The 25,861-nt window shown below is 66.0% G+C and carries 23 protein-coding genes; 16 read left to right on the forward strand and 7 right to left on the reverse strand.

The genetic code is table 11. The features are described from left to right. Positions 1–46: 46 nt before the first annotated feature. Entirely contained in the window at positions 47–940 is an 894-nt protein-coding gene (locus tag VEA80_RS10190; protein WP_325060625.1) for a DUF2785 domain-containing protein, read from the forward strand. Here VEA80_RS10190 and VEA80_RS10195 read toward each other — a convergent pair. After that, complete coding sequence (locus VEA80_RS10195; protein WP_325060626.1) at positions 937–1,860, reverse strand: DMT family transporter; 924 nt, start codon at positions 1,858–1,860, stop codon at positions 937–939. The genes VEA80_RS10190 and VEA80_RS10195 overlap by 4 nt on opposite strands. 201 nt (positions 1,861–2,061) lie before the next feature. On the opposite strand from VEA80_RS10195, the gene hpf reads away from it, so the two are divergent. Genes hpf through VEA80_RS10210 form a run of 3 tightly spaced genes read left to right on the forward strand, consistent with a single transcriptional unit; the run spans position 2,062 to position 3,860 of the window. Next, entirely contained in the window at positions 2,062–2,682 is a 621-nt protein-coding gene (gene hpf, locus VEA80_RS10200; protein WP_325060627.1) for a ribosome hibernation-promoting factor, HPF/YfiA family, read from the forward strand. Between the two features lie 54 nt (positions 2,683–2,736). Further along, complete coding sequence (locus tag VEA80_RS10205) at positions 2,737–3,201, forward strand: PTS sugar transporter subunit IIA (RefSeq protein ID WP_325060628.1); 465 nt, start codon at positions 2,737–2,739, stop codon at positions 3,199–3,201. Continuing rightward, the gene (locus VEA80_RS10210) at positions 3,198–3,860 is read left to right on the forward strand and encodes a hypothetical protein (protein ID WP_325060629.1); all 663 of its coding nucleotides are present in this window, start codon (positions 3,198–3,200) and stop codon (positions 3,858–3,860) included. The genes VEA80_RS10205 and VEA80_RS10210 overlap by 4 nt, the downstream gene beginning before the upstream one ends. A gap of 68 nt (positions 3,861–3,928) precedes the next feature. Here VEA80_RS10210 and VEA80_RS10215 read toward each other — a convergent pair whose 3' ends face one another. Beyond that, the gene (locus VEA80_RS10215; protein WP_325060630.1) at positions 3,929–5,803 is read right to left on the reverse strand and encodes an acetyl/propionyl/methylcrotonyl-CoA carboxylase subunit alpha; all 1,875 of its coding nucleotides are present in this window, start codon (positions 5,801–5,803) and stop codon (positions 3,929–3,931) included. Positions 5,804–5,859: 56 nt separating this feature from the next. Between VEA80_RS10215 and VEA80_RS10220 the strand changes: the two genes are divergently transcribed. Beyond that, positions 5,860–6,495, forward strand: a complete 636-nt coding sequence (locus VEA80_RS10220) for an SMI1/KNR4 family protein (RefSeq protein ID WP_325060631.1) — start codon at positions 5,860–5,862, stop codon at positions 6,493–6,495. Here VEA80_RS10220 and VEA80_RS10225 read toward each other — a convergent pair. Both VEA80_RS10225 and VEA80_RS10230 read right to left on the reverse strand, forming a co-directional pair. Further along, entirely contained in the window at positions 6,485–8,089 is a 1,605-nt protein-coding gene (locus VEA80_RS10225; RefSeq protein ID WP_325060632.1) for a carboxyl transferase domain-containing protein, read from the reverse strand. The genes VEA80_RS10220 and VEA80_RS10225 overlap by 11 nt on opposite strands. Positions 8,090–8,276: 187 nt before the next feature. Further along, positions 8,277–9,440 (reverse strand): isovaleryl-CoA dehydrogenase, encoded by a 1,164-nt coding sequence (locus tag VEA80_RS10230; RefSeq protein ID WP_325060633.1) that lies wholly within the window; start codon positions 9,438–9,440, stop codon positions 8,277–8,279. Positions 9,441–9,629: 189 nt separating this feature from the next. Here VEA80_RS10230 and VEA80_RS10235 point away from each other — a divergent pair, with 189 nt between their 5' ends. The 6 genes from VEA80_RS10235 (at position 9,630) to VEA80_RS10260 (ending at position 17,287) form a co-directional block, all read left to right on the forward strand. Further along, positions 9,630–10,508, forward strand: coding sequence for a LysR family transcriptional regulator (locus tag VEA80_RS10235; RefSeq protein ID WP_325060634.1), 879 nt, complete (start codon positions 9,630–9,632; stop codon positions 10,506–10,508). 145 nt (positions 10,509–10,653) lie between these two features. Further along, positions 10,654–11,541 carry a Ku protein gene (locus VEA80_RS10240; protein ID WP_414731505.1) on the forward strand — a complete coding sequence of 296 codons (888 nt, stop codon included), beginning with the start codon at positions 10,654–10,656 and terminating at the stop codon, positions 11,539–11,541. A 180-nt stretch (positions 11,542–11,721) separates the two neighbouring features. Continuing rightward, on the forward strand, positions 11,722–14,193 hold the full coding sequence (gene ligD, locus VEA80_RS10245; protein WP_325060636.1) for a DNA ligase D: 2,472 nt from the start codon (positions 11,722–11,724) through the stop codon (positions 14,191–14,193). Between the two features lie 50 nt (positions 14,194–14,243). Next, positions 14,244–15,020 carry a hypothetical protein gene (locus tag VEA80_RS10250; RefSeq protein WP_325060637.1) on the forward strand — a complete coding sequence of 259 codons (777 nt, stop codon included), beginning with the start codon at positions 14,244–14,246 and terminating at the stop codon, positions 15,018–15,020. Positions 15,021–15,074: 54 nt separating this feature from the next. Continuing rightward, positions 15,075–15,875, forward strand: a complete 801-nt coding sequence (locus tag VEA80_RS10255) for a crotonase/enoyl-CoA hydratase family protein (protein WP_325060638.1) — start codon at positions 15,075–15,077, stop codon at positions 15,873–15,875. Beyond that, positions 15,875–17,287 carry a UbiA family prenyltransferase gene (locus VEA80_RS10260; protein WP_325060639.1) on the forward strand — a complete coding sequence of 471 codons (1,413 nt, stop codon included), beginning with the start codon at positions 15,875–15,877 and terminating at the stop codon, positions 17,285–17,287. The genes VEA80_RS10255 and VEA80_RS10260 overlap by 1 nt, the downstream gene beginning before the upstream one ends. Here the strand turns inward: VEA80_RS10260 and VEA80_RS10265 are convergent. Continuing rightward, positions 17,284–17,691, reverse strand: coding sequence for a GtrA family protein (locus VEA80_RS10265; protein ID WP_325060640.1), 408 nt, complete (start codon positions 17,689–17,691; stop codon positions 17,284–17,286). The genes VEA80_RS10260 and VEA80_RS10265 overlap by 4 nt on opposite strands. A gap of 94 nt (positions 17,692–17,785) precedes the next feature. Between VEA80_RS10265 and VEA80_RS10270 the strand changes: the two genes are divergently transcribed. The 5 genes from VEA80_RS10270 to VEA80_RS10290 all read left to right on the forward strand — a co-directional run bounded on the left by VEA80_RS10270 (position 17,786) and on the right by VEA80_RS10290 (position 22,896). Further along, positions 17,786–18,520 (forward strand): DUF72 domain-containing protein, encoded by a 735-nt coding sequence (locus VEA80_RS10270; protein WP_325060641.1) that lies wholly within the window; start codon positions 17,786–17,788, stop codon positions 18,518–18,520. Between the two features lie 72 nt (positions 18,521–18,592). Continuing rightward, entirely contained in the window at positions 18,593–19,837 is a 1,245-nt protein-coding gene (locus tag VEA80_RS10275; protein ID WP_349257243.1) for a GTP cyclohydrolase II, read from the forward strand. Next, positions 19,818–21,041: a DUF1688 family protein gene (locus VEA80_RS10280; protein ID WP_325060643.1), complete on the forward strand. Its 1,224-nt coding sequence runs from the start codon at positions 19,818–19,820 to the stop codon at positions 21,039–21,041. Before VEA80_RS10275 ends, VEA80_RS10280 begins: the two co-directional genes overlap by 20 nt. Further along, positions 21,041–21,670, forward strand: coding sequence for a uracil phosphoribosyltransferase (upp, locus tag VEA80_RS10285; protein ID WP_325060644.1), 630 nt, complete (start codon positions 21,041–21,043; stop codon positions 21,668–21,670). Before VEA80_RS10280 ends, upp begins: the two co-directional genes overlap by 1 nt. Beyond that, positions 21,667–22,896, forward strand: a complete 1,230-nt coding sequence (locus tag VEA80_RS10290; RefSeq protein ID WP_325060645.1) for an FAD-binding oxidoreductase — start codon at positions 21,667–21,669, stop codon at positions 22,894–22,896. Before upp ends, VEA80_RS10290 begins: the two co-directional genes overlap by 4 nt. Here the strand turns inward: VEA80_RS10290 and VEA80_RS10295 are convergent. Beyond that, complete coding sequence (locus tag VEA80_RS10295; RefSeq protein ID WP_325060646.1) at positions 22,893–23,948, reverse strand: 2-oxoacid:ferredoxin oxidoreductase subunit beta; 1,056 nt, start codon at positions 23,946–23,948, stop codon at positions 22,893–22,895. The genes VEA80_RS10290 and VEA80_RS10295 overlap by 4 nt on opposite strands. Further along, positions 23,945–25,777, reverse strand: coding sequence for a 2-oxoacid:acceptor oxidoreductase subunit alpha (locus VEA80_RS10300; RefSeq protein WP_325060647.1), 1,833 nt, complete (start codon positions 25,775–25,777; stop codon positions 23,945–23,947). The genes VEA80_RS10295 and VEA80_RS10300 overlap by 4 nt, the downstream gene beginning before the upstream one ends. Positions 25,778–25,861: the final 84 nt, after the last annotated feature.

Genomic DNA, 25,861 nt, shown 5'->3' on the forward strand with positions numbered 1-25,861 from the left:
TCGCATTGGCTTTGTCGGCAGGCGTGAGCGGATGTGTGCTCGCGGCATGAGACAGATCGTGTTCGCCGCCCTCTTCGCGCTCGCCGCGGTCGCCGCAACGCCGGCGCAAGCGCAGCAGACACAGTGCCGAACGCCCGGCTACGACCGCGCCGCGCTCGACGCGCTCAAGGCCGCCGACTGGGCGTTGGCGAACGACCGCGCCCGCAATCGCCTCGCTCTGGCGCTGGCCGATTGCCTCGGCAATCCCGATCCGACGCTCCGCGACGGCATCGCCTTCGAAGCGCTGGCGCACTGGCTGCGCGCGCGCCAGCTCAGCCGCGAGACGATGCTGGCGCTGGCCGACGCGCTCGAGCCGCGGCTCTCCGCGTCGGACGAAGCCGGTTTCGAGCGCCCGTTCGCAGCGCTCGTGCTCTCCGAAGTCGCCCGCGCCGACCGCATCGAAGCCTATATGACGCCGGAGCGGCGCACGCGGCTGCTCGACTCCGCGCTCGCCTATTTTGCCGGCGTCACTGACTATCGCGGCTTCGACGAGCGCGAAGGCTGGCGCCATGGCGTCGCCCATGGCGCCGATCTCTTGCTCCAGCTCGCGCTCAATCCCGCTTTCGGCCAACCGGAGCTCGACCGCATCCGCGAGGCGCTCGCCCTGCAGATCGCGCCGTCAGGTCACTTCTACAGCTACGGCGAAAGCGAACGCATCGTCCGCCCGCTCATCTTCATCGCCCAGCGCGGCGTCTTCAGCGCCGACGATTGGCGCGACTGGCTCGTGCGCAACACCCATGTCGACGCCGACGGCGCTTTCAGCTCGCAAGCCGGGCTCGCCCGCCGCCACAACATGATGGCGTTCCTCAGCGTGCTCTACATGCAGGCGAACCTCAGCCAGAACGAAGCCGACAACGCGCTCCTGCCCGGGGCGGAAGCGGCGCTGCGGGCGCTGCCTTAAGCCTTGCGCGCCCGCATCAGCAGCACCTGCCCGAGCAGCACCAACGCGACGCCGCCGAGCGCCAGGAGGCCCCAGCTCTTGTTCTCGAACAGCGCCGACACCGTCATCGCCACCGGCGGCGTCAGCGCCGAAATGTAGGACGCCAGCGCATAGCCGCGCCGCCGCGCCAGCCCGTAATAAAGCAGAAACGCGATCACCGACCCGACGACGGAAAGATGCAACAGCGAAAGCACGTACGGCCAGGTGAACTCGAACGTCCACGCCTTGCCAGTGACAAGCGCGAACAGCGCCAGCAGAGCCGCGCCATAGGCCATCGCCCAGCCGGTCGAGGCCGCGACGCCGGCGCCAGCGAGTTCGCCGCGCCGCGCATAGACATTGCCGACCGCCGCCGCGGTGACGCCGGCGAGCGTGAGGCCAATGCCGGTCCAAGCCCGCGCGCTCATCTGCGCCGAGGCAACCTCCTCCCACGAGAGCAGCGCAACGCCGGCGACGCCGAGCAGCGCCGCAAGCCAAGCGAGCGCCGGCGCGCGCTGGCCGAAGGCGATGCGGAAGGTGACGAGATTGACGAAGGCGAGCGCCGCGAACACGACGGCGACGACGGCGGAGGTGACGCGCTCCTCGGCCCAATAGACGAACGCGTAGTCGATCGCGAAGGTGAAGAGGCCGACGCCGAACGCGGCCAGGTGCTGCGCGCGCGACAGCGCCAGCGTCTCGCGCCGCAGCGCGCACCACGCGAACAGCAGCGCCGCCGCGAAGGCGAAGCGATACGCAATCGAAACCACCGGATCGACGACGCCGAGCTGATGCGTGATCGCGTACCAGGTCGTGCCCCAGGCGAGCGTGCAGACGGCGATGGCGACGAGGTCGAGCCAGTCGCCCGCGCGCACACGCGGCGCGTTCACGGCTGGCTCTGCGGTCATTCTATCCTCCCCTTTCGCAGCCGCGATATAGTGAGCGCGTGCGGTGGTTTCAGCGTGCCAGATTGGCGCCCTCCCAGGGTCACGCGCGTTGACCGGCTCCAGCCCCGGGCCTACCTCTAAAGAGCGGCAACGGGGCGTCCTGAGGGGGCGGGACCCGGCCCTGGAGCCCTCCGCCCTGCGGTATTCCAAGGAGGCTCATACATGCGCATACAAGTCGCCGGACGGCAGATGGATGTCGGCGAAGCGCTCCGGACCCGTATCGAGACCGAATTGGCGGCCGGTGTGGGCAAATATTTCGACCGCGCGACGGACGCAGTGGTGACGGTAGCCAAGAATGGCGGCGCCTACGTCAACGTCGATTGCACGGTGCACCTTTTCTCCGGGATCACGCTTCAAGCCGAAGGCCAGGCCGGCGACGCGCACAGCGCCTTCGACGATGCGATGAACAAGCTGGAAAAGCGGGTCCGGCGCTTCAAGCGGCGGCTGCGCGACCATCACGCCAGCAACAGAACACCGCTTCCTTTCCAGGACGCTTCGGCCTATGTGCTCGCCTCGTTTGGAGACGAGGAAGAGGCCGACGAGGGCGTGTCGGCGGAGACCGAATCGGCTGCGCCTCTGGTGATCGCCGAGAGCACCGTGCAGGTGCGGACGATGACGGTCTCGATGGCGGTGCTGCAGCTCGAGCTGTCCAAAGATCCGGCATTGATGTTCAGAAACGCGGCGCACGGCGGCTTGAGCGTCGTCTACCGCCGCGGCGACGGAAATATCGGCTGGATCGATCCGGAGCGGGATTCGAAGAGAGTTAACAACGGCGGAGGCTGAGCAGCAGCGCAAGCGTTGGCGCCGCTCTCGCATGCCGGCGCCGGCGGAGCAGACATGAACGACCTGAGCGACCTCATCGCGGCCGAAGCGATTCTGCCGCGCCTGCCGGCAACCTCGCGCCGTCAAACGATCCAGGCGCTGACCGAAGCGCTTGCGCGCGCCGGCGGCCTCGATGCGCGCGCGGCCTTCGACGCCGTCCTGATCCGCGAGCGCCTCTCCGGCACCGGCATGGGCGAAGGCGTCGCCATCCCGCACGCTTCGGTCAACGGCCTCGTCCGCCCTATCGGCGCGTTCGCCCGGCTCGATCCGCCGCAGGATTTCGACGCGCTCGACGGCCGCCCCGCCGATCTCGTTTTCCTGCTGCTCTCCCCCGTCGACAAAGGCGCCGACCACCTCAAGGCATTCGCGCGCATCTCGCGCTTCCTGCGCCGCGCGGAAGTACGCGAGAAGTTGCGCGCCGCCCGCGGCGCCGAGGAACTGCACGCGCTCTTCTCCGGCCCAGCCCGCGACGCCGCATGATGACTGCGGCCGACCGGCTGTTCTCCTACTTCCCGCTGCTGATGACGATCGTGTCGCTGGCGGCGCTGGGGGTGTTCGCGCAATGGCCTTCGGGCTGGAGCGCGCTGCTTCTGCTCTTCATCCTCTATCTGTTTCCCCCGATCGTGCTCCGGGTGATGCTGCGCTGGGCCCCGCTGAAGCAGGGCGTCTCGGCCATCGACGGGCGCAAGTTCTCGCCTTGGCTGGCGTCGCACCACATCCAGGCCTTCTACGATGCGCTGCCCTACCTGGAATCGCTGCTCCGGGTGATCCCCGGCTTCTATTCGATGTGGCTGAGGATGTGGGGCTCGCGCGTCGGCTACGGCGTCGTCTGGCCGGTGCGGATCGACGTGCTCGACCGCAATCTGATGGAAATCGGCAACCGGGTGACGTTCGACCGCGAAGTCGAACTCGCCGCCCACGTGCGCCAGAAGATGGAGGGCGGGGCCGCCCGCGTCCTGGTGCGGACGGTGCGGATCGGCTCCTACGCCTATCTTGGCGCCGACGTCCGCGTCGGCCCGGGCGCGAGCGTGCCGCACAACGCCAATGTGCCGGCGCTGACCGTGGTCGGCGTCAACGAAACATACGGCGAAGCGGTGCGGCACCCGGAAAAAGACGAAGCGCAGTTCGCGCTGAGCTAGGCCGGTCCGGCTTTATCCCCAGCAAACTTATCATACACCGCCGCGGCGGCGCGATACTGCGCGCATGACTAAGCCGCTTCGATCCGCGCCAGCACCGCCCCCTCCCCCACCTGGTCCCCGGTCTTCGCCTGCAGCGCCGCCACCGTCCCGTCGAACGGCGCGGTGAGCGTGTGCTCCATCTTCATCGCTTCGAGCACGAGAATGGGATCGCCCTTCTTCAGCTTCGCGCCGGCTTTCGCCGCGACGGAGACGATCTTGCCCGGCATGGGCGAAACGATCGCGCCGTCGCCGGCGGCAAGCTCGCCGCCCTCGGCTTCGCCGGTGTCGAGCGTGAACTCGTACGCTTCGCCGCGATCAAAGATGATCGCTCTTCCATCTCGGAGATGGTCCGGCTTGATACTGTGTATTGGTCGAGCAGAGACGAGTGCACCTTGAAAATCCCGCATACGAACGAAGAAATTGGGCGCGGCGTTCAACCGAAACCCTGGTAGCGCACGCCACGGCGATGAATCAGAAACAGCGCGATCAAATTCGGTGAACTGCCAAGCGGCTCGCCCCAAAATATCTGATCTTGGCGACGGCCTCGCGCTCAACTTATCACCCCGAGTCGCGATAAGGTTCGTATCGACCTGTCCAATTGCAAAATCATCATCGCTGAGGCAGCGGGCAAGAAAGCCGGCGTTGGAGTGAACCGGCCATATCTGAATGCTCTCGCAGGCGCCTCTAAGCTTGGCAATCGCTTCTGCTCGTGTGGGCGCGTGAACGATTATCTTTGCAATCATTGGATCGTAATTTGGACTGATCTCGCTTCCTTCCTCCACCGCCGACTCGATGCGAGCTGTCGATGGGAGGTTGAGGCGCGCCAGTTTCCCAATTGACGGCAAGAAACCGGTCTCTGGATTCTCCGCATACAACCGCGCTTCGATGGCGTGGCCGTTGATTTTCAGCTCCTCCTGTTTCAGCGGCAGCTTTTCGCCGCTGGCGACGCGGAGTTGCCATTCGACCAAGTCTTGGCCGGTGATCTCTTCGGTCACCGGGTGTTCGACTTGGAGGCGCGTGTTCATTTCCATGAACCAGATGCGGTCGCCGCGAAGGCCCTCGCTCGCGTCGGCGATGAACTCGATGGTGCCGGCGCCGACATAGTTCACGGCTTTCGCCGCGAGCACCGCGGCGTCGGTGACGGCTTTGCGCGCTTCGGCGCTCATGCCCGGCGCGGGCGCTTCTTCGATCACCTTCTGGTGGCGGCGCTGCAGCGAGCAATCGCGCTCGAACAGATGCACGACATTGCCGTGCGTATCGCCGAACACCTGCACCTCGATGTGGCGCGGGCGCTGTACGTACATTTCGAGCAGCACGCGATCGTCGCCGAACGCCGCCGCCGCTTCGCGCTTGGCGGAGGCGAGCGCGGCTTTGAACTCGGCTCGTCTCTCGACCTTGCGCATGCCTTTGCCGCCGCCGCCGGCGACGGCTTTGATCAGCACCGGATAGCCGATCGCGTCGGCTTCCTTCGCCAAGCGCTCTTCGCTTTGATCTTCGCCGAGATAGCCGGGCGTCGTCGGCACGCCGGCTTCGGCCATGAGCTTCTTGGCGGCGTCCTTGAGGCCCATGGCGCGGATGGAGTCCGGGTTCGGCCCGATCCAGATGAGGCCCGCATCGATGACCGCTTCGGCGAACGCGGCGTTCTCGGAGAGAAAGCCGTAGCCGGGATGGATCGCCTCGGCGCCAGCTTGCTTCGCGGCGGCGATGATCTTTTCGCCGCGGAGATAGCTCTCCTTCGCGGGCGACGCGCCGATGTGCACGGCTTCGTCCGCTTCGCGGACGTGGAGCGCTTTGGCGTCCGCGTCGGAGTAGACGGCGACGGTGCGGACGCCGAGACGCCGGCACGTGCGGATGACGCGGCGGGCAATTTCTCCGCGGTTTGCGATGAGGACGGATTTCAACATGCTGCAGCTTTCAGGTTGGATTTGAAAGCCGCACGATTGACGGCTAGGTTTGAGCGATGAGCTTCGAACAATCTTACGCCTCGTGGTGCAAGGCACTCAACGACATCGGCTTTGCTGTCGAAGCGTTTCTCAATCCGCCTGCGTCGGAAGCCGAGCTTCAGGCGCTTCAGGAGGAGATTGGCTTTGCTCTCCCTGACGATCTTAAAGCGCTCTATCTGAAGGCCAATGGCCAGATCGACGTTTTTCGTGCGGAGAGCGCTGAGCCCGGGGAGATCGTGACACCCTTCTTCGGCGCATACGACTTCATTTCGATTGAACGCGCCTTGACGAACTACCGACTCTGGAAGGGCATCTTCGACGAATACGGAGAGAAGTTTCATGAGTCCTTCAACGAGGGAGTAATCAGGGTCCGCCAAGGCGACGCCGTGTATCCGGAGTATTGGCGACCAGGATGGTTGCCCTTCTCGATCGACGGAGGCGGAAACTCGTACGCGGTGGACCTTTCGCCGCCGACCTCGGGGACGTACGGGCAGGTGATCGTGATCGGCAGCGATGAAGACGAGCGCCGCGTCCTCGCTCCGAGCATCTCCGCGTTCTTGGAGTTCGCGCTGACGCGCCGTCTGGAACTCGAAGAGGGCGAAGGGATTTGGTATTGCTTCGACATCGAGCGCCTGTCGCCGCTCACATCCTAAACACGCCGAAGCGCGTTTCCGGGATCGGCGCATTCAAGCTTGCGCTGATCGCCAGCCCGAGCACATCGCGCGTCTGCGCCGGATCGATGATCCCATCGTCCCACAGCCGCGCCGTCGCGTGGTACGGATCGCCTTCGGCTTCATATCTCGCACGGATCGGGTCTTTGAATTTTTCTTCCTCCTCCTTCGCCCAGCTCTCGCCTTTCGCTTCCATGCCGTCGCGCTTCACTTGCGCGAGCACGCTGGCGGCTTGTTCGCCGCCCATGACGGAGATACGGGAGTTGGGCCAGGTGAACAAAAAGCGCGGAGAATAGGCGCGGCCGCACATGCCGTAATTGCCGGCGCCGAACGAGCCGCCGATCAGCACGGTGAATTTCGGCACTTCGGCGGAGGCGACGGCCATCACCATCTTCGCGCCGTCCTTGGCGATGCCGCCGGCTTCGTATTTGCCGCCGACCATGAAGCCGGAGATGTTCTGCAGGAACACGAGCGGAATGCCGCGCTTGCAGGCGAGCTCGATGAAATGCGCGGCCTTGAGCGCGCTTTCGGAGAAGAGGATGCCGTTGTTGGCGAGGATGGCGACGGGATAGCCCCAGATGCGCGCAAAGCCGGTCACGAGCGTTGCGCCATAGAGCGGCTTGAATTCGTCGAACTCGGAGCCATCGACGATGCGGGCGATGACTTCGTGTACGTCGTAGGGCGCGCGCACGTCTGGCGGCAGGACGCCGTAGAGTTCTTGCGGATCGTAGGCGGGCGCTTGCGGCTCGCGCAGATCGAGGCCGACGCGCTTCGTCGTGTTGAGGTTCGCCACGGCGCGGCGGACGAGATGCAGCGCGTGCGCATCGTCCTGCGCGAGGTGATCCACAACGCCGGACTTGCGCGCGTGCAGATCGCCGCCGCCGAGATCTTCGGCGCTGATCACTTCGCCGGTCGCGGCTTTCACCAGCGGCGGGCCGCCGAGGAAGATGGTGCCCTGGTTGCGAACGATGATGGTTTCATCGCTCATCGCCGGCACGTAGGCGCCGCCGGCGGTGCACGAGCCCATGACGCAAGCGATCTGGGCGATGCCTTCGGCGCTCATGCGCGCCTGGTTGAAGAAGATGCGGCCGAAATGGTCGCGGTCGGGGAAGACTTCAGCCTGGTGCGGCAGGTTGGCGCCGCCGCTATCGACGAGATAGAGGCATGGCAGCTTGTTCTGCTGCGCGATCTCTTGCGCGCGCAGGTGCTTCTTCACCGTCATCGGAAAATACGCGCCGCCCTTCACCGTGGCGTCGTTGGCGACGATCATCACTTCACGGCCAGAGACGCGGCCAACGCCGGTGATGACGCCGGCGGCGGGGGCTTCGCCGTTGTAGAGATCGTAGGCCGCGAGCGCGCCGATCTCGAGAAACGGCGCGCCGGGATCGAGGAGACGCCCAACGCGCTCGCGCGGGAGCAGCTTGCCGCGCTCGGTATGGCGCTTGCGGTGCGTCTCCGGCCCGCCGAGCGCGATCTCAGCCGTGCGCTCGCGCAGCTGCTGCGCCAAGCCGCGATGGTGCGCGGCATTCTTGGCGAAGCCTTCGGAATTGGGATCGATAGAGGATTTGAGTTTCATGGAATCACAGTCGCCGAGCGCAGGCCATTAAACACCAATCCCCGGGGCGCCGCGCAAGCGGCGAGCCCGGGGCCCATAAACACGCGTGTTGGCCCATGGCCCTCGAACGGTAGCGCATCTCTCTGCAAAGCAATCGTGTTTATGGGCCCCGGACTTGCGCTTCGCGCAATCCGGGGATGGGCGGAGCTCATCCCCCGCCAATGATCTCCCGCCCAATCAGAAAGCGCCGTACTTCATTCGTGCCGGCGCCGATGTCGTAGAGCTTAGCGTCGCGGAGGAAGCGCTCAACCGGGAAGTCCTTGGTGTAGCCTGCGCCGCCGAGCGCTTGGATGGCTTCGAGACCCACTTTCACCGCGCTCTCGGAGGCGAACATGATGGCGCCGGCGGCGTCGTGGCGCGTGGTCTTGCCGGCGTCGCAGGACTTGGCGACGGCGTAGACGTAGGCGCGCGCGGCGTTGAGGGCGACGATCATATCGGCGACCTTGGCCTGGATCAGCTGGAAGGAGCCGATCGGCTTGCCGAATTGGTTGCGCTCGCGCACGTAGGGCAGCACGACATCGAGGCAAGCTTGCATGATCCCGAGCGGCCCGGCGGCGAGCACAGCGCGTTCGTAGTCGAGCCCGCTCATCAGTACGGCGACGCCGCGATTGAGCCCGCCCATGACGTTGTCTTCCGGCACTTCGCAGTCTTCGAACACGAGCTCGCCGGTGTCGGAGCCGCGCATGCCCATTTTGTCGAGCTTCTGGCCGGTGCTAAAGCCCTTCCAGCCGCGCTCGATGATGAACGCGGTGATGCCGCCGGAGCCGGCGCCTGGATCGGTCTTCGCATAGACCACGAGCGTATCGGCTTCCGGCGCGTTGGTGATCCAGAATTTCGTGCCGTTGAGCAGATAGCGGTCGCCGCGTTTCTCCGCGCGCAGCTTCATGCCGACGACATCGGAGCCAGCACCCGCTTCGCTCATGGCCAGCGAGCCGACGTGTTCGCCGCTGATGAGTTTCGGCAGATATTTCTGCTTCTGCTCGGGCGTCGCCCAGCGGCGGATCTGGTTCACGCACAGGTTCGAGTGCGCGCCGTAGCTCAAGCCAACCGATGCGGAAGCGCGGCTCACCTCCTCCATGGCGACAACGTGTTCGAGATAGCCGAGCCCCAAGCCGCCATCCTCCTCGGCGACGGTGATGCCGTGCAGCCCAAGCGCGCCCATCTCGGGCCAAAGTTCGCGCGGGAATCTGTTTTTCTCGTCGATCTCGGCCGCCATGGGCGCGATGCGTTCGGACCCGTAGCGCCGCGTCGTCTCGCGGATCGCGTCGGCGGTTTCGCCGAGCTGGAAATCGAGCTGATAGGAGTCCGTCATGCGAGCCCTCTTCGCCTGGGCTTACGCCGCCGTGCGCGCCGTGGATCGCCGTGTCGCTGTGGTGAAAGAAAAACCACGGCGGCACAACGATCGCACAACGGACACGGCGGAGGCGCCGAAGCCTCAGGTAATTGATTTGGCTCGCCAATAGAAATTGAACGTTGCGAACGAAACTGATAGACATGATCTATGGATCGCTACCTGCTCCGTTATTTTTTGGCAGTGGCCGAGCTGGGCTCGTTCTCGAAGGCCGCGGCGCGCGTTTCCGTGACGCAGCCGACGCTCTCGGTCGGCATCGCCAAGCTCGAGAGCGAAGTCGGCGCGCGCCTGTTCGAACGGACGACGCGGCGCGTCTCGCTGACGCCGGCGGGCAGCCGCTTTCTCGTCCACGCCCGGCGCATCTCCCTGGAATTCGAAGCGGCGCTGCGCGAAGTCTCGGAAACGCCGCAGCTGAAGCGGGTCCGCGCTGGCGTGCTTTCGACCATCCCGGCGCGCGATTTGGAGCGCGTGGTCGCCCATCACGGCAAACAGTCCGGCGGCGAGGCGTTGGAAATCCTCGACTCCACCGAGCGCGACATCGCCAACCGCTTGAGCGACGGCCGGCTCGACGCGGCGATCACCATCCTCCGTCCGGGCCTCGACAGCTTCGCCCAGGAGAAGCTGCGCAGCGAACGGTACGTGCTGTTTGTGGCGGCGAGCCACAAGCTCGCCGGCGCTCAAAGCGTCGATGGCGGCGAGCTGGCGGGCGAAACCATGATCGTGCGCCGCCAGTGCGAGGGCCTGCCCGAGATTTCCCGCTACTTCACCAACCGCGACGTCCGCCCCTCGTTCTCCTTGCGCACGCTGAACGACGACCGGGCCATGAGCATGGTGGCGGCGGGGCTGGGCGTCACGGTCGCGCCGGAGAGCTTCAAGCGGCCGGGCGTCGCCGCGGTGCAGCTTGCGGGCTTCAGCTTGAGCCGCGACGTCGGCCTCGTCTTCTCCGACCGGGTGCGCGAACGCTCCGGCGCCTTCGTCGAGGCCGTTCGCGCCACCTTCGGCGTCAGCGCTCGTCGCAAAACAAGGTAAACGCTAACCACGAGCGTTGTGGGTATGTGGTTGCGATGTTACGGTGCCGGAACGTCGGGTCTCGCAAGGGCGTTACAAAATCATGCCACCTCCAGCTCGTCCCGTTTGGTCCGGGCAAATCCGGCTCGCCCTCGTGGCGCTGCCGGTGAAGCTCTATTCGGCTCTGGATTCCCGAGAGAAGATCTCGTTCAACCAGATTCACGAACCTTCCAAACAGCGCATCCGCTACGAGAAGGTCGCCCCCGGCGTCGGCCCGGTCGACAAGGACGAGATCGTCAAGGGCTACGAATACACCAAGGGGCGCTACGTCCTCTTCAACGACGAAGAGTTCGAGGCGCTGAAGGTCGAGTCGAAGAAGACGCTGGACATGATCCAGTTCGCGCCGGCCGAGACGATCGACCCGCTCTATTTCGACAAGCCCTATTATGCGCTGCCCGACGGCAAGCTGGCGGACGAGCCTTATCGGGTCGTGCGCGATGCGCTGCGGCGCTCGAAAACGGTCGGCCTCGGCCAGATCACGATGCGCGGGCGTTCCTACATCGCCGCAGTGAAGCCGCACGAGGACGGCATCCTGGTCGAGACCGTGCACTACGCCGAGGAAATCCGGGCGGCCAAGGGCTTCTTCGACGAAATCCCACAGGGCGCCATCGATCCGGACTTGGTCGATCTCGCCGAGGAGCTGATCAACCGCAAGAAGGCGAAGTTCGATCCGGCCAAATTCGAGGACGAGTACGCGCTGGCGCTCGAGCGGCTGGTGAAGAAGAAGATCGAGCGCCACGGCGAGCTGGTGTTGGAAGACCAGGAAGAGCCGTCGCGCGATTACGGCGACAATGTCGTCTCGCTGGTGGATGCGCTGAAGAAATCGCTTTCGGCCAAGTCGGCCTCGGCGAACGGCAAGCGCCGGGCGGCGAACGACGACGAGGCGGAAGAAGAAGCCCCGGCGCCTCGCAAACGCGCCGCGGCGGAAAAGGCCCGCGCCGCCCCGCGCGCGAAAGCGCCGGCTAAGGCCGCGCCGAAGCGAGCGAAAAAGTAAGCGCCACCATGGCATGGCGCGCCAGCGTTTGATCCACCCATTCCCGGATTGGCGCGCAGCGCCAAGTCCGGGACCGATAAACGCAACTGCTTGCCGCGTTGGGCGCCCATCTCCAACCATTCGTGTTTGTGGGTCCCGGGCTCGCCGCTTGCGCGCCGCCCCGGGAATGGGTGTTTGGTGATGGCGCGCAAGACTGTAAAATCGTCGGCGCCAAGCAAAGAAACGCTGGCCGAGTACAACAAGAAGCGCGACTTCGGGAAGACGAGCGAGCCTGCCGGCGGCAGGCTCAAGAGCGCCGGCGGCATGTTCGTGGTGCAAAAGCACGCGGCGACGCGCCTGCACTACGATTTCCGGCTGGAGCACGACGGCGTGCTGCTGAGCTGGGCCGTGCCGCAGGGGCCGAGCTACGATCCGACCGTCAAGCGCCTCGCTATGCGCACCGAGAACCATCCGCTCGAATACGGCGCGTTTGAGGGCGTCATTCCGAAGGGCGAATACGGCGCCGGCGCGGTGATCATCTGGGATGCCGGCAAGGTGAAGTGGGTCGCCGATCCGCACACGACATTGCCGAAGGGCGAGCTCAAATTCATCCTCGACGGCGAACGGCTCAAAGGCGAGTTTCACCTGGTGAAAATCAAGCCGCGCGAAGGCGAGCGCGGCGATCCGTGGCTGTTGTTCAAGTCTAAGAACGACCCCTTTGCGGGCAAATCCGATCCCGTCGCCAGCGCCGTCACCAGCATCGTCTCGGGCCGCACCATCGAAGACGTGCGCGCCGACGGCGGCTCGCGGCTGTGGACGCGCAAGGGCGAGCAGAAGCCGCGCGCGTCGAAGCCGCCGAAATGGGATTTCGTCGAGCCGATGTTGGCGACGCGCGTGGACGAGGCGCCGGACGGCGACGACTGGATTCACGAGATCAAGTACGACGGCTATCGCCTGCTCGCGGCGGTCTCCGGCGAAAGCGTCAAGCTCTACACCCGCAACGGGTTGGACTGGACCGGCAAGTTTCAGTCAATCGCCGATGCGCTGGCGGCGATGAACTTGAAGGACGTGCTGCTCGACGGCGAAGTCGCTGTGGCGCAAGCGAGCGGGCGCACCGATTTCGGCGCGCTGCAGCGTTCGCTGGAAAGCGGTGTGGCCAAAGGCGTCTCCTATTTCGTCTTCGACCTCCTCGGCGACGGGGCGAAAGACCTGCGCAAGCGTCCGTTCATCGAGCGACGCGAGCGGCTCGAGACCGTGCTGTCCAAAGCTAAGCCGCCAATCCTCCTGAGCCCCACGGTGCGCGGGCACGGGCCGCACGTGTTGGCGGCGTTCGCCGACAAGGGCTTCGAAGGCGCCGTCTCGAAGAAGGCGAACAGCGCCTATATGAGCGGGCGCGGCAAGGCCTGGCTCAAGAGCAAGGCCGTGAACGAGCAGGAGTTCGTCATTGTCGGCTATCAGCCATCAGCCAAGGGCCGCGCGTTCGCGTCGCTGATGCTGGCCGATTATGAGGGCGGCGAGCTGGTCTATCGCGGCAATGTCGGAACAGGGTTCAATGACAAGACCTTGGCTGATCTTTCCGCCAAGCTGAGCATGCTCGAACGCGCCAAGCCTGCGCTCAAAGTGCCGCGCGAGGCGGCGCGCGGCGCCAAATGGGTGCAGCCGAAACTGGTGGCGCAGGTGCGGTTCACCGAGTTCACCGCCGACGGTGCCGTGCGGCACGGCGTCTATCTCGGCCTCAGAGGCGAAAAGAGCGCCAAGGAAGTCACGTCAGAAATGGCCGCGCCGGCCATGCGCACGCGGGTGCGGCTGACGCATCCCAATCGCGTGCTCTTCCCGGATGCGGGCGTCACCAAGGCCGAGCTCGCCGCTTATCTCGACATGGCCGCGGAGCGGATGGCGCCGCATGTGTTCGGACGGCCGGTGAGCCTGGTGCGCGCGCCGGACGGCGTCGGCAAACAGACCTTCTTTCAGAAGCACGCGATGGCCGGCATGCCGTCCGATATCAAAACCATTCCGATCGCGGAAAGCGACGGCTCCGAAGAGCATTATCTGACATTGCCGAACGCGCAGGCGCTCGTCTCCTGCGCACAGATCAGCGCACTCGAGTTTCACCTTTGGGGCTCCCGCAACGACGATCTCGAACGACCGGACCGGGTCGTTTTCGACCTCGACCCCGACGAGGATCTGGACTTCGAAGTCGTGAAGCGCGCGGCGTTCGACATCAAGGCGCTGCTCGACAATGCGGGCCTGCCGTCCTTCGCCATGGCCACCGGCGGCAAAGGCATCCACATCGTGCTCAATCTCAACCGCCGCCACGATTGGGACGAGGTGAAAGGCTTCGCCATGGCGTTCGCCGAGCAGATCGCCGCGCTCGATCCCAAGCGCTTCGTCGCCAATATGGCCAAGGCCAAGCGCAAGGGCCGCATCTTTGTCGACTATCTGCGCAACGGCCGCGGCGCGACGGCGATCGCGCCCTACTCGCCGCGCGCGCGCGGCACAGCGCCGATCGCAACGCCGGTGAGCTGGAGCGAGCTGAAATCGCTCGCCTCGGCCTCGGCGTTCAAGCTGAAGGACATGGCCGCGCGACTGGCCGAGCCCGATCCGTGGACTGACTATGCGAAGACCACGGTTTCGCTCACCAAAGCCGCGCGCGCGAAACTGGGCCTCGACTAGCGGTTTGCGCCTCGGCGGCGCGGTGCTAGACGAACCGCAGGAGATTTCACATGCGCCGCGCCGTCCTTGCTTCCGCCATCGCCTTTCTCGCCGCCTGCGGGCAGCCGCAACAGGAAGCGCCGCCTCCCGTCGAGGAGATCGTCGTCCGCGTGCCGCCGCCGTGGTTCATCTGCGACGGCATCAACGAGCCGGCGGTGTTCGTGTTCAACCGCAACGGCGAGAACGTGCAGGTGGCGGAGTACGAAAAGCCCTCCGGCGCCATCGTCCAGCGCAACGGCTACTACACCGCCGAGGAAGGCGCCGCCGGCAGCATCTATTACGATCTCTGGCGCGACGCCGGCCCCGGCGGCGACATCCGCCAGCTCAACCCGGGTGCGCTGGAGACGCCCGGTTCGGCCTACACACCGGTGTTCACCTCCGTCGAACTCGATCGGCGCGAGATCAATTGCCGCTGGATGCCGCGCACGCGCGTCTTGGGCTTCACCGGCCGACGCAGCTTCGTCGTCCACGAGGACGCCAGCGGCGACTTAGTTTACACGGCCTACAATTTTGCCGACGCCGACCGCGCCCGGCCGATCGAACTCAGCGAAAACGGCCGCACCACCACGCCGTTCTCGGTTGAAGTGCGCGACGGCGCGGAAACGCAGACGCCACAGGGCGTGACCTACACCTTCGAGACGCAGGACTTCCGCTACGTGGTGCAGCTCAATCGCGACGGCACCGGCGCGCTCGACGTCTCGCGCGACGGCGTGGCAATGCAGAGTGAGCCGCTGATCGGCTACCAGCAGGGCACGGCGCAGGCGCAAGCCGAACAGCCGGCGCAGTAATTGCGGCGCGGGCGGCGATCGTCTAAGCCCGGGGCGAAGCTGGAGCCCTGAACAATGACGTTCGCCACCTACGAGAAAAGCGGTCGCGTCGCCACCGTCACGATGAACCGGCCGGAGAGCCGCAACGCTATCGCGACGCAACAGGATTGCGACGATCTCGCCGGCGCGTTGTGGCGCGCGAATGACGACGCCGAGATCAACGCTGTGATCCTGACGGGCGCGGGCAAGTCGTTCTGCGCCGGCGGCGATCTCAAGGCGATCCGCGAGCGCTCCGGCATCGGCCCGCGCGCGACACCCGACGGGACCCGCGCCAATTACCGGCGCGGCGTGCATTCGATCATCAAGGCGCTGGCCGAGATCGAGGTCGCCACCATCGCCGCGATCAACGGCCACGCCATCGGCCTCGGGCTCGACATCGGCATCCTCTGCGACATGCGCTTGGCCGGCGCCTCGGCGAAGATGGCTTCGAGCTTCGTCAAGGTCGGCATAATTCCCGGCGACGGCGGCGCCTGGATCTTGACCAACGCGATCGGCGCTTCGCGCGCGGCCGAGCTGGTGCTGACGGGCGATACGATCGATGCCGCCGAGGCCGAGCGCATCGGCCTCGTCAGCCGCGTTGTGCCGGACGAGCATTTGTTGGAGGAAGCGCGCAAGCTGGCCGAACGCGTCGCCGTCAATCCGCCGCGTACGGTCCGGCTGGCGAAGCGTCTTCTTCGAGAAGCTCAACACGGCCGCCTCTCCGATGTGCTCGAACTTTCCGCAGCCTTTCAGGCGCTGGCGCACGAGACCGCCGATCACAAGGAAGCGGTCGACGCCTTCACCGAGAAGCGCGCGCCGAAATTCACCGGCGCCTGATGAGCGGGGCGGCAAAGCCGCCGCTTGCAGTCGATCTCGACGGCACGCTGATCCGCGGCGATCTCTTCAGCGAAGCGATGCTGCGGCTTGCGTTCACCAAGCCGTGGAAGCTGCCGCACCTGTTCGCGTGGCTGCTACGCGGTCGTGCTTATGCGAAGGCCAAGCTGGCGGTCGAATGTCCGCCCGACGCGGCGGCGCTGCCCTACGACGAACGGGTCATTGCGTGGTTGCATGAAGAGCGTGCGTCCGGGCGCGAGATCATGTTGGCGACGGCGTCCGACCGGCGGGCTGCGCAAGCGGTGGCGGATCATGTCGGCGTGTTCGACCGCGTGTTCGCCTCGGACGGCGAGACAAACCTCAAGTCCAGGCGCAAAGGCGAAGCGCTCGCGGCCGCGTACCCGCAGGGTTTCGTCTATGCCGGCAACGAGGCCGCCGACGTGAAGGTGTGGGCGGCGGCGTCCCACGCGGTCACCTGCAATTGCTCGCCGGCTCTCGCGCGGCGCGCCGCAGCGCGATTCAAGATCGAACGCGATTTCGCGGGCGAACACGACACGATCGGCGCCCTGCTCACGGCGATGCGGCCGCGGCATTGGGCCAAGAACCTGCTCGTGTTCGTAGCCATGCTCGCGGGTCAAGGCTGGTTCGACGTTGACGCTTGGCGCGGCGCGCTGATCGCCTTCGCTGCGCTCTGCCTCGTCGCCTCGAGCGTCTATATCGTCAACGACGTCGCCGACATGCCGGCGGACCGGCGCCATCCGCGCAAGCGTCTGCGGCCATTCGCGAGCGGCGAAGTCTCTCCAATCGCCGGCCTCGCGGTCGCGTTGGTCCTGCTCGGCGCCGGCTTGTGGCTTGGCGCGCTGAGCGGCGCCGGATGGCTGATCGCCGCGTACGCAACCGCCGCAAGCCTCTACACATTTGTGCTGAAACGCATCGTCTTGGCGGATGTGTTCGTGCTGGCCGCGCTTTACGGCTTGCGCATCATCGTCGGCGGCGAAGCGGCGGACTATCCCGCCAGCGCCTGGCTGATCGCCTTCTCCGGCTTCTTTTTCCTCAGCCTCGCTTTGGTCAAGCGCGCGGCTGAAGCGGCGTCGTTGCGCAGCGAGTTCGCGGGGCGCGGCTATCGCGCGACGGACGGGCCGGTGCTGAAGCGTTTCGGCGCCGCGGTGGGCGCGCTGTCGGCGCTGGTCCTCGCCCTTTACTTGCAACAGCCGGACAACGCCGCGCGCTATTCCTCGCCGCTCTTCCTCTGGGCGCTTCCGGCAGTGGCGCTGTTCTGGCAGGCGTACGTCTGGCTCCGGGTCGAGCGCGGTGAAATGGACGACGACCCGCTCTTGTTTGCGCTGCGCGATCCGGTGTCATGGGCTGCCGCGGCGCTGGCGGCGGCGGCGTTCGCCGCGGCGGCGCTGGTCTAGCGGAACACGACGTAGCGCGCGCCGAGGAAATTCCAGACCAGCACCAGACCCGTCGCCACGACCTGCGCCAGCAGATAGTGCGCGCCAACGGCGATCAGACCGCCGACAATGGCGCCATTCAAAAACGCGCCGACACCGTAGAGCACAACGAACTTCGCGAAGCTCTTCGCCACCGGCGTGCCGCGCGCCTGGAAGGTGAAGCGCCGGTTGAGCGTGTAGCTCACGACAATGCCGAAACCGTAGCCGATCGTGGTTGCGGCCACGGGCGTGACACGTCCGATTTCGACCAGCGCCACCATGACCGCGTAGTGTACGGCCGTCGCGATCACGCCGACGACGGCGAATCGGCCGATCTGGCGCACCACGGCGTGGCCGAGCAATTCCTGGATGCGTTCGGGCGTCACAGGGAGTCAGCGGTAAGGAATGCTCGGCGCTCCGGCAAGCGCTGTCTGTTGCGGAACGCGCGCGGTTGCCCGAAATAGGGGCGTGAGGTGATCCATGATCCGTGTCGGCATCGGCGGTTGGAATTACGAGCCGTGGGAGGAGACTTTCTATCCCGCTGACCTCGCCAAGGCGAAGCAGCTCGAATACGCGGCGAGCAAGGTGACGGCGATCGAGATCAACGCCACCTTCTATCGCACCCAGAGCGCCGCTTCGTTCAAGAAATGGGCGGCGGCGACGCCGGACGGCTTCAAGTTTTCGGTGAAGGCGCCGCGCGCGGCGGTGCAGCGCAAGGACCTGCGCGAGGCGGCGCAGTCGGTCGAATGGTTCTTCAACAGCGGCGTCGGCGAGCTTGGATCGAAGCTGGGCCCGATCTTCTGGCAGATGGCGCCGTACAAGAAGTTCGATGCGGCCGAGATGAACGCCTATTTCGACCTGTTGCCGGAAAAACTCGGCAAGCAGAAGCTGCAGCACGCCATCGAAGTGCGGCACGCGAGCTTCGCCTGCGACGAGTTCATGGCGATGGCGCGCGCGCGCAACGTCGCGGTGGTCACCGTCGAGTCCGAGAAGCACCCGCTGATCGTCGAACCGACGGCGGACTTCGCCTACGCACGCCTTGAACTCACGCAAGCCGATGAGCCGACGGGGTATTCCAAGGCCGCGCTGAAAAGGTGGGCGAAGACGGCGCGCGAATGGGAAAAGTCCGGCGAGGTCTATCTCTACTTCATCAGCGGCGCAAAAGAACGCAATCCTGCGGCGGCGCAGGCCATGCTGGAAATTCTGAAGGCGTAGAAGCGGTTGTAAACCGGACTACGCAGCCACAAATTAACCGGATTGAAGCGCGTTCATGCGCTGCTGAAACACATGTCCGAAAACCGCATCGGCCACATTCGCCTGACGTCCCATCCCGGAGCCGGCGCGCCCTTGCGCTTCCCGATCCGCTGGGGCGCGCCCTCCGCAGGCGAACGCGGCCCAGTGATCGGCGCGGCCACCGCGGACCGCAACGCGATCGGCGCCTATGGCGGCGCCTATTCGGTTTACCGCGCGCTGGCCGTGTCTGCCGGCGCACTCAATCCTAGCGTCCGGCCTGATCTCACCGACACTTCGCCGGTCGTGCAGATCGGCCCGTTCGCGCAATGGCGCGACGCGCACAAAATTGTCTCGCTCGATCCATGGGGCCATCTGGTCGCCGAGTCCTTCAGGACCGAGATCGCCGCCGGCGCGGACATCCGCCCGACCATCGCCATTACCAAGGCGCGGCTCTCGCTGCACGAGATCCGCGACGCTGTCGCGAGCGGACGTCTGAGCGCCGATGGCGATATCGTCCATGCGAGCGGCGACGTCGCGGTGACGAAGGCGGCGATTGATCCCGTGTGGCATCTGCCCGGCGTCGCCGAACGGTTCGGCGTCGGCGAAGAGCGGCTGCGCCACACGTTGTTCGAGCAGACCGCCGGCATGTACCCGGAGCTGGTCACGCGTCCGGATCTCAGCGTCTTCCTGCCGCCGATCGGCGGTATCACGCTCTACATCTTCGGCGATCCGGCCGCGATCGCGGATCCGCAACGGCGCCTCACCTGCCGGGTGCATGACGAATGCAACGGCTCGGACGTATTCGGATCCGACATCTGCACCTGCCGGCCTTATCTGACGCACGGCATCGAGGAGTGCGTCAGGCAAGCGCAAGCCGGCGGCGCGGGGCTCATCGTCTACAACCGCAAGGAAGGGCGCGCGCTGGGCGAAGTGACGAAATTCCTCGTCTACAATGCGAGGAAGCGCCAGCCGGGCGGCGATCAGGCCGCCACCTATTTCGAGCGCACCGAGTGCGTCGCCGGCGTGCAGGACGCGCGTTTCCAGCAGCTGATGCCGGACGTGCTGCATTGGCTTGGGATCACCCGCATCGACCGCTTCATTTCGATGTCGAACATGAAGCATGACGCCATTGTCGGCGCCGGCATCGTCATCGGCGAGCGCGTGCCAATCCCGCCGGAGCTGGTGCCGCCGGATGCAAGCGTCGAACTCGAAGCGAAGAAGGCCGCCGGCTATTACAGCGACGATGCGCCCGCCGGCGATCTCACCCGCGTGATCGGCCGTGACCTCGAAGATTTCTGAGGCGGACCCCGCGCGCGCCCTGCTCAGCGCCGGCGCCGTGCGCGCCAAGGCGGACGAGCTCTACGCCATTGCCCTAGACGATACGCTGGAGCACTGGCGGATCGATCAAGCGGCGCTCCCGGCATGCGGGGACTATGTCGCCGCGCTTGTGCGCAAGCGCTATCCGGGGCTCGACATTCCGTTTCATGCGCGCTGGCGCCATTTCGTGTTCGGCGGCCACGATCTGTGGGCCGATATCGCCGGCAACGCCTCCTGGCGCGACAAGCACGAGCGCGCACGCGCGGAGTTCGACCTCGCCATCACCTCGGTGCTGCTCGACGCCGGCGCCGGCGCAAACTGGCGCTATGCGGATTCCGTCAGCGGCATGATCGCCGCGCGCTCCGAAGGCCTGGCGCTCGCAAGCCTGCGCCTGTTCGAGTGGGGCGGCTTCTCCGCCGACCCCTCGAATCCGCTCCGCGCCGACGCCGAAGCGCTCGCGCGGTTCGACGCGAAGGAGCTGGCCGACGCCTTCCAAGCCAGCGACCGCAATCCGCTCACCGGCCTCGACGGCCGCGCGCGCCTGCTCAATCGCCTCGCGGCGCAGGTTGACGCCAATGCGGCGCTGTTCGCGCGCGCGGATCGTCCTCGCCCGGGCGGCCTCTACGATCTGCTGCGCGCACGCGCGCACGGCGGCGCTTTGCCTGCGGCGGATATCGTCGAGGTTTTGCTCGAAGCGCTGGGGCCAATCTGGGAGAATCGACCGCAGCTCGGCGGCGTTCCGCTCGGCGATTGCTGGCCCGCGCCCGGCCTCGGCTACGTGCCGCTGCACAAGCTCTCGCAATGGCTCGCCTACTCGCTGATCGAGCCGCTGCAGCGCGCCGGGGTCGATGTCGTCGAGATCGATGGCCTCACCGGCCTCGCCGAATATCGCAATGGCGGCCTCTTCATCGATATGGGCGTGCTCATCCCGCGCGAAGCGGAAGCGCTCGCGCTCGCACACAATGTCGCCGATCCGCTCGTCGTCACATGGCGCTCGCTCACGGTGGCGCTGCTGGATCGTATCGCGCCGTTGGTGCGCGACCGTCTCGGCGTCGGCGCGGAAGACTTCCCGCTCGCGCGTGTGCTAGAAGGCGGCACGTGGGCGGCGGGGCGCGCCATCGCGCGCGAGAAGCGCGATGGCGGCGGTCCGCCGCTGTTAATCCATAGCGACGGGACGGTGTTTTGATGCAGGGCGTTACCATCGCCGATCACCCCTTGGTGCAGCACAAGCTCACCATTCTCCGCGACAAGGACACCTCCACCCGCTCCTTTCGCGCGCTGCTGCGCGAGATCAGCGTACTGCTCTGCTATGAAGTGACGCGCGACCTGCCGCTCGAAGACGTCGAAATCGAAACGCCGGTCGCGCGCATGAGCGGCAAGACCATCGCCGGCAAGAAGCTGGTGTTCGCACCGATCCTGCGCGCCGGCATGGGGCTGCTGGACGGCATGCTGGAGCTCGTGCCCTCGGCGCGTGTCGCCCACATCGGGCTCTACCGCGATCCGAAAACGCTGAAAGCGGTCGAGTACTATTTCAAGGCGCCTGCCGACATCGCCGACCGGCTCGTCGTCGTCATCGATCCGATGCTGGCGACGGGCCACACCGCCGTCGCCGCGGTCGACCGGCTGAAGGAGTACGGCGTCAAGCAGATCCGCTTCGTCTGCGTCGTCGCCTCGCCGCAGGGGATCGACATTCTGCGCAGCCACCATCCGGACGTTCCGGTGTGGGCCGCGGCCGTCGACGAGGGACTCGACGATCACGCCTACATCGTCCCCGGGCTCGGCGACGCTGGCGACCGCATCTACGGCACGAAATGAAATCGATCATCGTCATCGGCGGCGGCTTGGTCGGCGCGTCCGCCGCGCTGCGGCTGCAGCTGGCTGGCATTGCGACGACATTGGTCGATCCGGGCGATGTGCGCCGCGCCGCTTCGTTCGGCAATGCCGGGCATATCGGCACTGAGCAGGTGAGCCCATGGTCGAGCTGGGAGAACGTCCGGCGCTCGCCGCGCTCGAGTTTCCTCGTCGGCGGTCCGCTCGACTTCCGCTGGCGCGATGCGGCGATGGTGGCGCCGTGGACGCAACGTTTCCTGGCCTCGTGCGGCCCGGCAGCGTTCGCGCGCGGCCAAGCGGCGCTCGCGGCGATCCTTACGGACGCGATGGGGGCTTGGCATCGTATAGCCGCGCTTGCCGGCGAGCCGGATCTCGTCATTCCCCATGGCCACGCGACAGTTTGGATGTCGCACGAAGCCGCGGAGCGCGGACGCGGCGCGCTCGGCGAAGCGCCGGCCGGACCGGCGAAAACGCGAGAGATGACGCGCGCCGAGCTGGATCGCTACGCCAGCGTGTTGCGCGCAACGCCCGCGGCCGGCGTGCTCTTCGAAGGCACGGGGCAAGTCAGCGAACCGCAAGCGGTGCGCGACGCGATCTTCGCGGCGTTCGTGAACGCTGGCGGTGAGATCGTCGCTGACAGCGCAGCTCACGTTAGCGCGGATGGACGCGTGACACTCGGGTCGGGCGGCGTTCGCAAGGCCGATGCGATCCTGATCGCCGCCGGCGCCTGGTCGGGCGAACTGATGCGTCAACTGGGCGCCGCCACGCCTCTGATCGGTGAGCGCGGCTATCACCTGCAAAGCGCGGAGACCGACTGGCCGTTCGATCTGCCGACGACCGTGTTCGAGGAGACTTTCGTCATCTTCAGCCGCTTCACTAGCGGCCTGCGGGCGACGAGCTTCCTGGAATTCGGCTCGCCCGGTGCGCCGGGCGATGCGCGCAAATGGCGCCTGCTGCAACGGCGCATCGCCGACCTCGGCGTGCGGTTTTCAGCGACGCCGGAACGCTGGGTCGGCGCGCGGCCGACGCTGCCGGACTACGTGCCTGCGATCGGCCGGTTAGCGCGCGCCCCGAACGTATTCTACGCCTTCGGCCATGCCCATCTCGGCCTGACGATGGCACCCATCACCGCGGAGCTGGTGCTGGCGTTGGCGACGGAGCAGACGCCGTCGATCGATCTTGCGCCGTTCAAGATCGAACGCTTCGGTTAGCGCAGGCTGGCGTTGATCTTGTCCAGCGCGCCGAGCGGCGGCACGAGATCGGCGTCGGTCAGCTTGTTGAGCGGCGTGTCGACCGTGTTCATGCCGTCGTGGAGATCGTGCGCGGCCGGATCGACGAAGAGGAGCCCGGTGACGATCTCGCCCTCCGCGGCCTTGCGCGCGAGATAGGAGAGAGCTGCGTTGCGGTCGGACGCGTCATAATCGTCCTCGAGTTTCCTCAGACGCAGGATCGAACCGTCGTGCTGCACGACTTCCTTCAGCTCCCCCGGCGCGTACTCGGCGCGGATCGGCGCGCGCGGGCTGATCACGTCCATGCGGTTCACCGCATCGTTGTGCGCGCGCACGTAGTCGAAGCTCTTTGTGGAGCCGACGTGGTTGTTGAAGGCGACACAGGGCGAGAGCACATCGAGGATCGCCGTGCCCTTGTGCGACAGCGCGCCTTTGATCAGCGGCACGAGTTGGGTCTTGTCGCCGGAGAACGAGCGGCCGACATACGTAGCGCCGAGCTGTAGCGCGAGCATGACGAGATCGATCGGCGAGTCCTTGTTCTCCGCGCCCTTCTTCGCCTTGGAGCCGCGGTCGGAGGTCGCCGAGAACTGACCCTTGGTGAGGCCGTAGACGCCGTTGTTCTCGACGATGTAGGTCATGTTGACGCCGCGCCGCACCGCATGCGCGAACTGGCCGAGACCGATCGAGGCGCTGTCGCCGTCGCCCGAGACGCCGAGATAGATCAGATCCTTCGCTGCGATGTTCGCGCCCGTCAGCACCGAGGGCATGCGCCCGTGCACGGCGTTGAAGCCGTGCGCCGGGCTGACGAAATAGTCCGGCGTCTTCGACGAGCAGCCGATGCCCGAGAACTTCGCCAGCCGATGCGGCGCAAGATCGATCTCGAAGCAGGCTTGAATAATCGCTGCGCTGATCGAATCATGGCCGCAGCCGGCGCAGAGTGTCGAAATCCGCCCCTCATAGTCGCGCCGCGTGAACCCGAGCGCATTGCGCTCAAGCGAAGGATGATGCAGCGGCGGTTTGGCGATGTAGGTCATTCAGCGTTCTCGCGCAGCGTGGTTTGGCCGGCTTTTAGCTTTTCGGCGATTTCCCGGATGATGAAGCGCGCGGTGATGGGCGTGCCGTCATAGTGGCGCACGGAGACGAGCCGCGCCGGATGCACGCCGCCTTCGTTCACCAGCAGCGACTTCAGCTGCCCATCGCGGTTCTGCTCGACCACGAACACTTGCTCGTGGTCGCGGATGAACTCGAACACCGCGTCGCTGAACGGGAAGGCGCGAACGCGCATGGCGTCGAGATGCACGCCGCTCTGCTCGAGCGCGGAGAGCGCCTCTTCCATCGCCGGGTCGGTCGAGCCCATGTAAATCACGCCATCGGGCGTGCGGCGGCTGGCGTTCTTGCGGATCGGCGCCGGCACGTGCGCCTTCATCGTCTCCCACTTGCGCAGCAGGCGCTCCATGCCTTCGGTGTAGTCCTCGCCCTTCTCCGAATAGCGGGCGTCTTTGTCGTGCGAGGAGCCGCGGGTGAAATAGCTGCCCTTGGTCGGGTGCGTGCCGGGATAGGTGCGATACGGCACCGCATCGCCGTCGACATCGCGATAGCGCCCGAACGGCACGCCCTGCTCTAGGTGCTCGTATGTCAGCACCTTGCCGCGGTTGAGCTTGCGCGTCGCATCCCACTTGAACGGCGCCGTCAGCCATTCCTGCATGCCGATGTCGAGTTCGAGCATAACGAAGATCGTGGTCTGGAAGAAATCGGCGAGATCGAACGCCTGCGCGGCGAACTCGAACGCCTCCGTCGGATTGCCCGGAAACAGCATCGGATGCTTGGTGTCGCCATGCGACGCGTAGGCGGCGAGCAGCAGATCCGATTGCTGGGTGCGCGTCGGCATGCCGGTCGACGGCCCGCCGCGCTGCACGTCGAAGATCACCGCCGGAATCTCTGCGTAGTACGAAAAACCGACGAACTCGTTCATCAGCGAAACGCCCGGGCCCGACGTGCAGGTGAACGCGCGCGAACCGGCCCAGCCGGCGCCCATCACCATGCCGATCGAGGCGATCTCGTCCTCGGCCTGAACGATGGCGAACTTGTTCTTGCCGTCAGCCCCTTTGCGCAGCTGATTGCAATATTTCTGGAAACTCTCCGCCAGTGAGGTGGAGGGCGTGATCGGATACCAGGCGCAGAAGGTGGCGCCGCCATAGACCGCGCCGAGCGCCGCCGCGTCGTTGCCTTCGACGAAGATGCGGTCACCCACCTTGTCGGCGCGCTTCACCTTGAGCCCGATCGGCGCCAAGTTCGTTTCGGCATAGGCGCGGCCGATATCAAAGGCGCGGAAGTTCGGCGCGATCAGCTTGTCCTTGCCTTTGAACTCCTCCGTCAGCAGCTGCTTCACGACGTCAGTCTCGAAGCCGAGCAGATGCGCCAGCACGCCGACATAGCAGATGTTCTTGAACAGCTGCCGCTCCCGCGGATTAGCGAACTCAGCGGCGATCAGTTCGGTCAGCGGCGCGCCGATCACGGTGATGTCGCTGCGAAACTTCGAGACCGGCAACGGCTTCGAGGAGTCGTACAGGAGATATCCACCCGGCATGATCTCCTTGACGTCGCCGTCCCAGGTCTGGGGGTTCATCGCCACCATGAAATCGACGCCGCCGCGGCGCCCCAGCCAGCCGGCTTCCGAGACGCGCACCTCGTACCAGGTCGGCAGGCCCTGGATGTTCGACGGGAAGATGTTGCGCGCGCCGACCGGCACGCCCATGCGCAGGATCACCTTGGCGAACAGACCGTTCGCGCTTGCCGATCCCGAACCGTTTACGTTGGCGAACTTGACGACAAAATCGTTCGTCGCGGCGATCGGCTTCGTCATGAAAGAGCGGTGCGCCTCTTCAAGCGTCGCGCCGGAGCGGACCGTCCGCCGGCCGCGACCGGTCATCCTTAGCCGGTCGCGCGG

Origin of the sequence: Vitreimonas sp., assembly GCF_035627415.1 — a bacterium.
Lineage (GTDB): Bacteria > Pseudomonadota > Alphaproteobacteria > Caulobacterales > Aquidulcibacteraceae > Vitreimonas.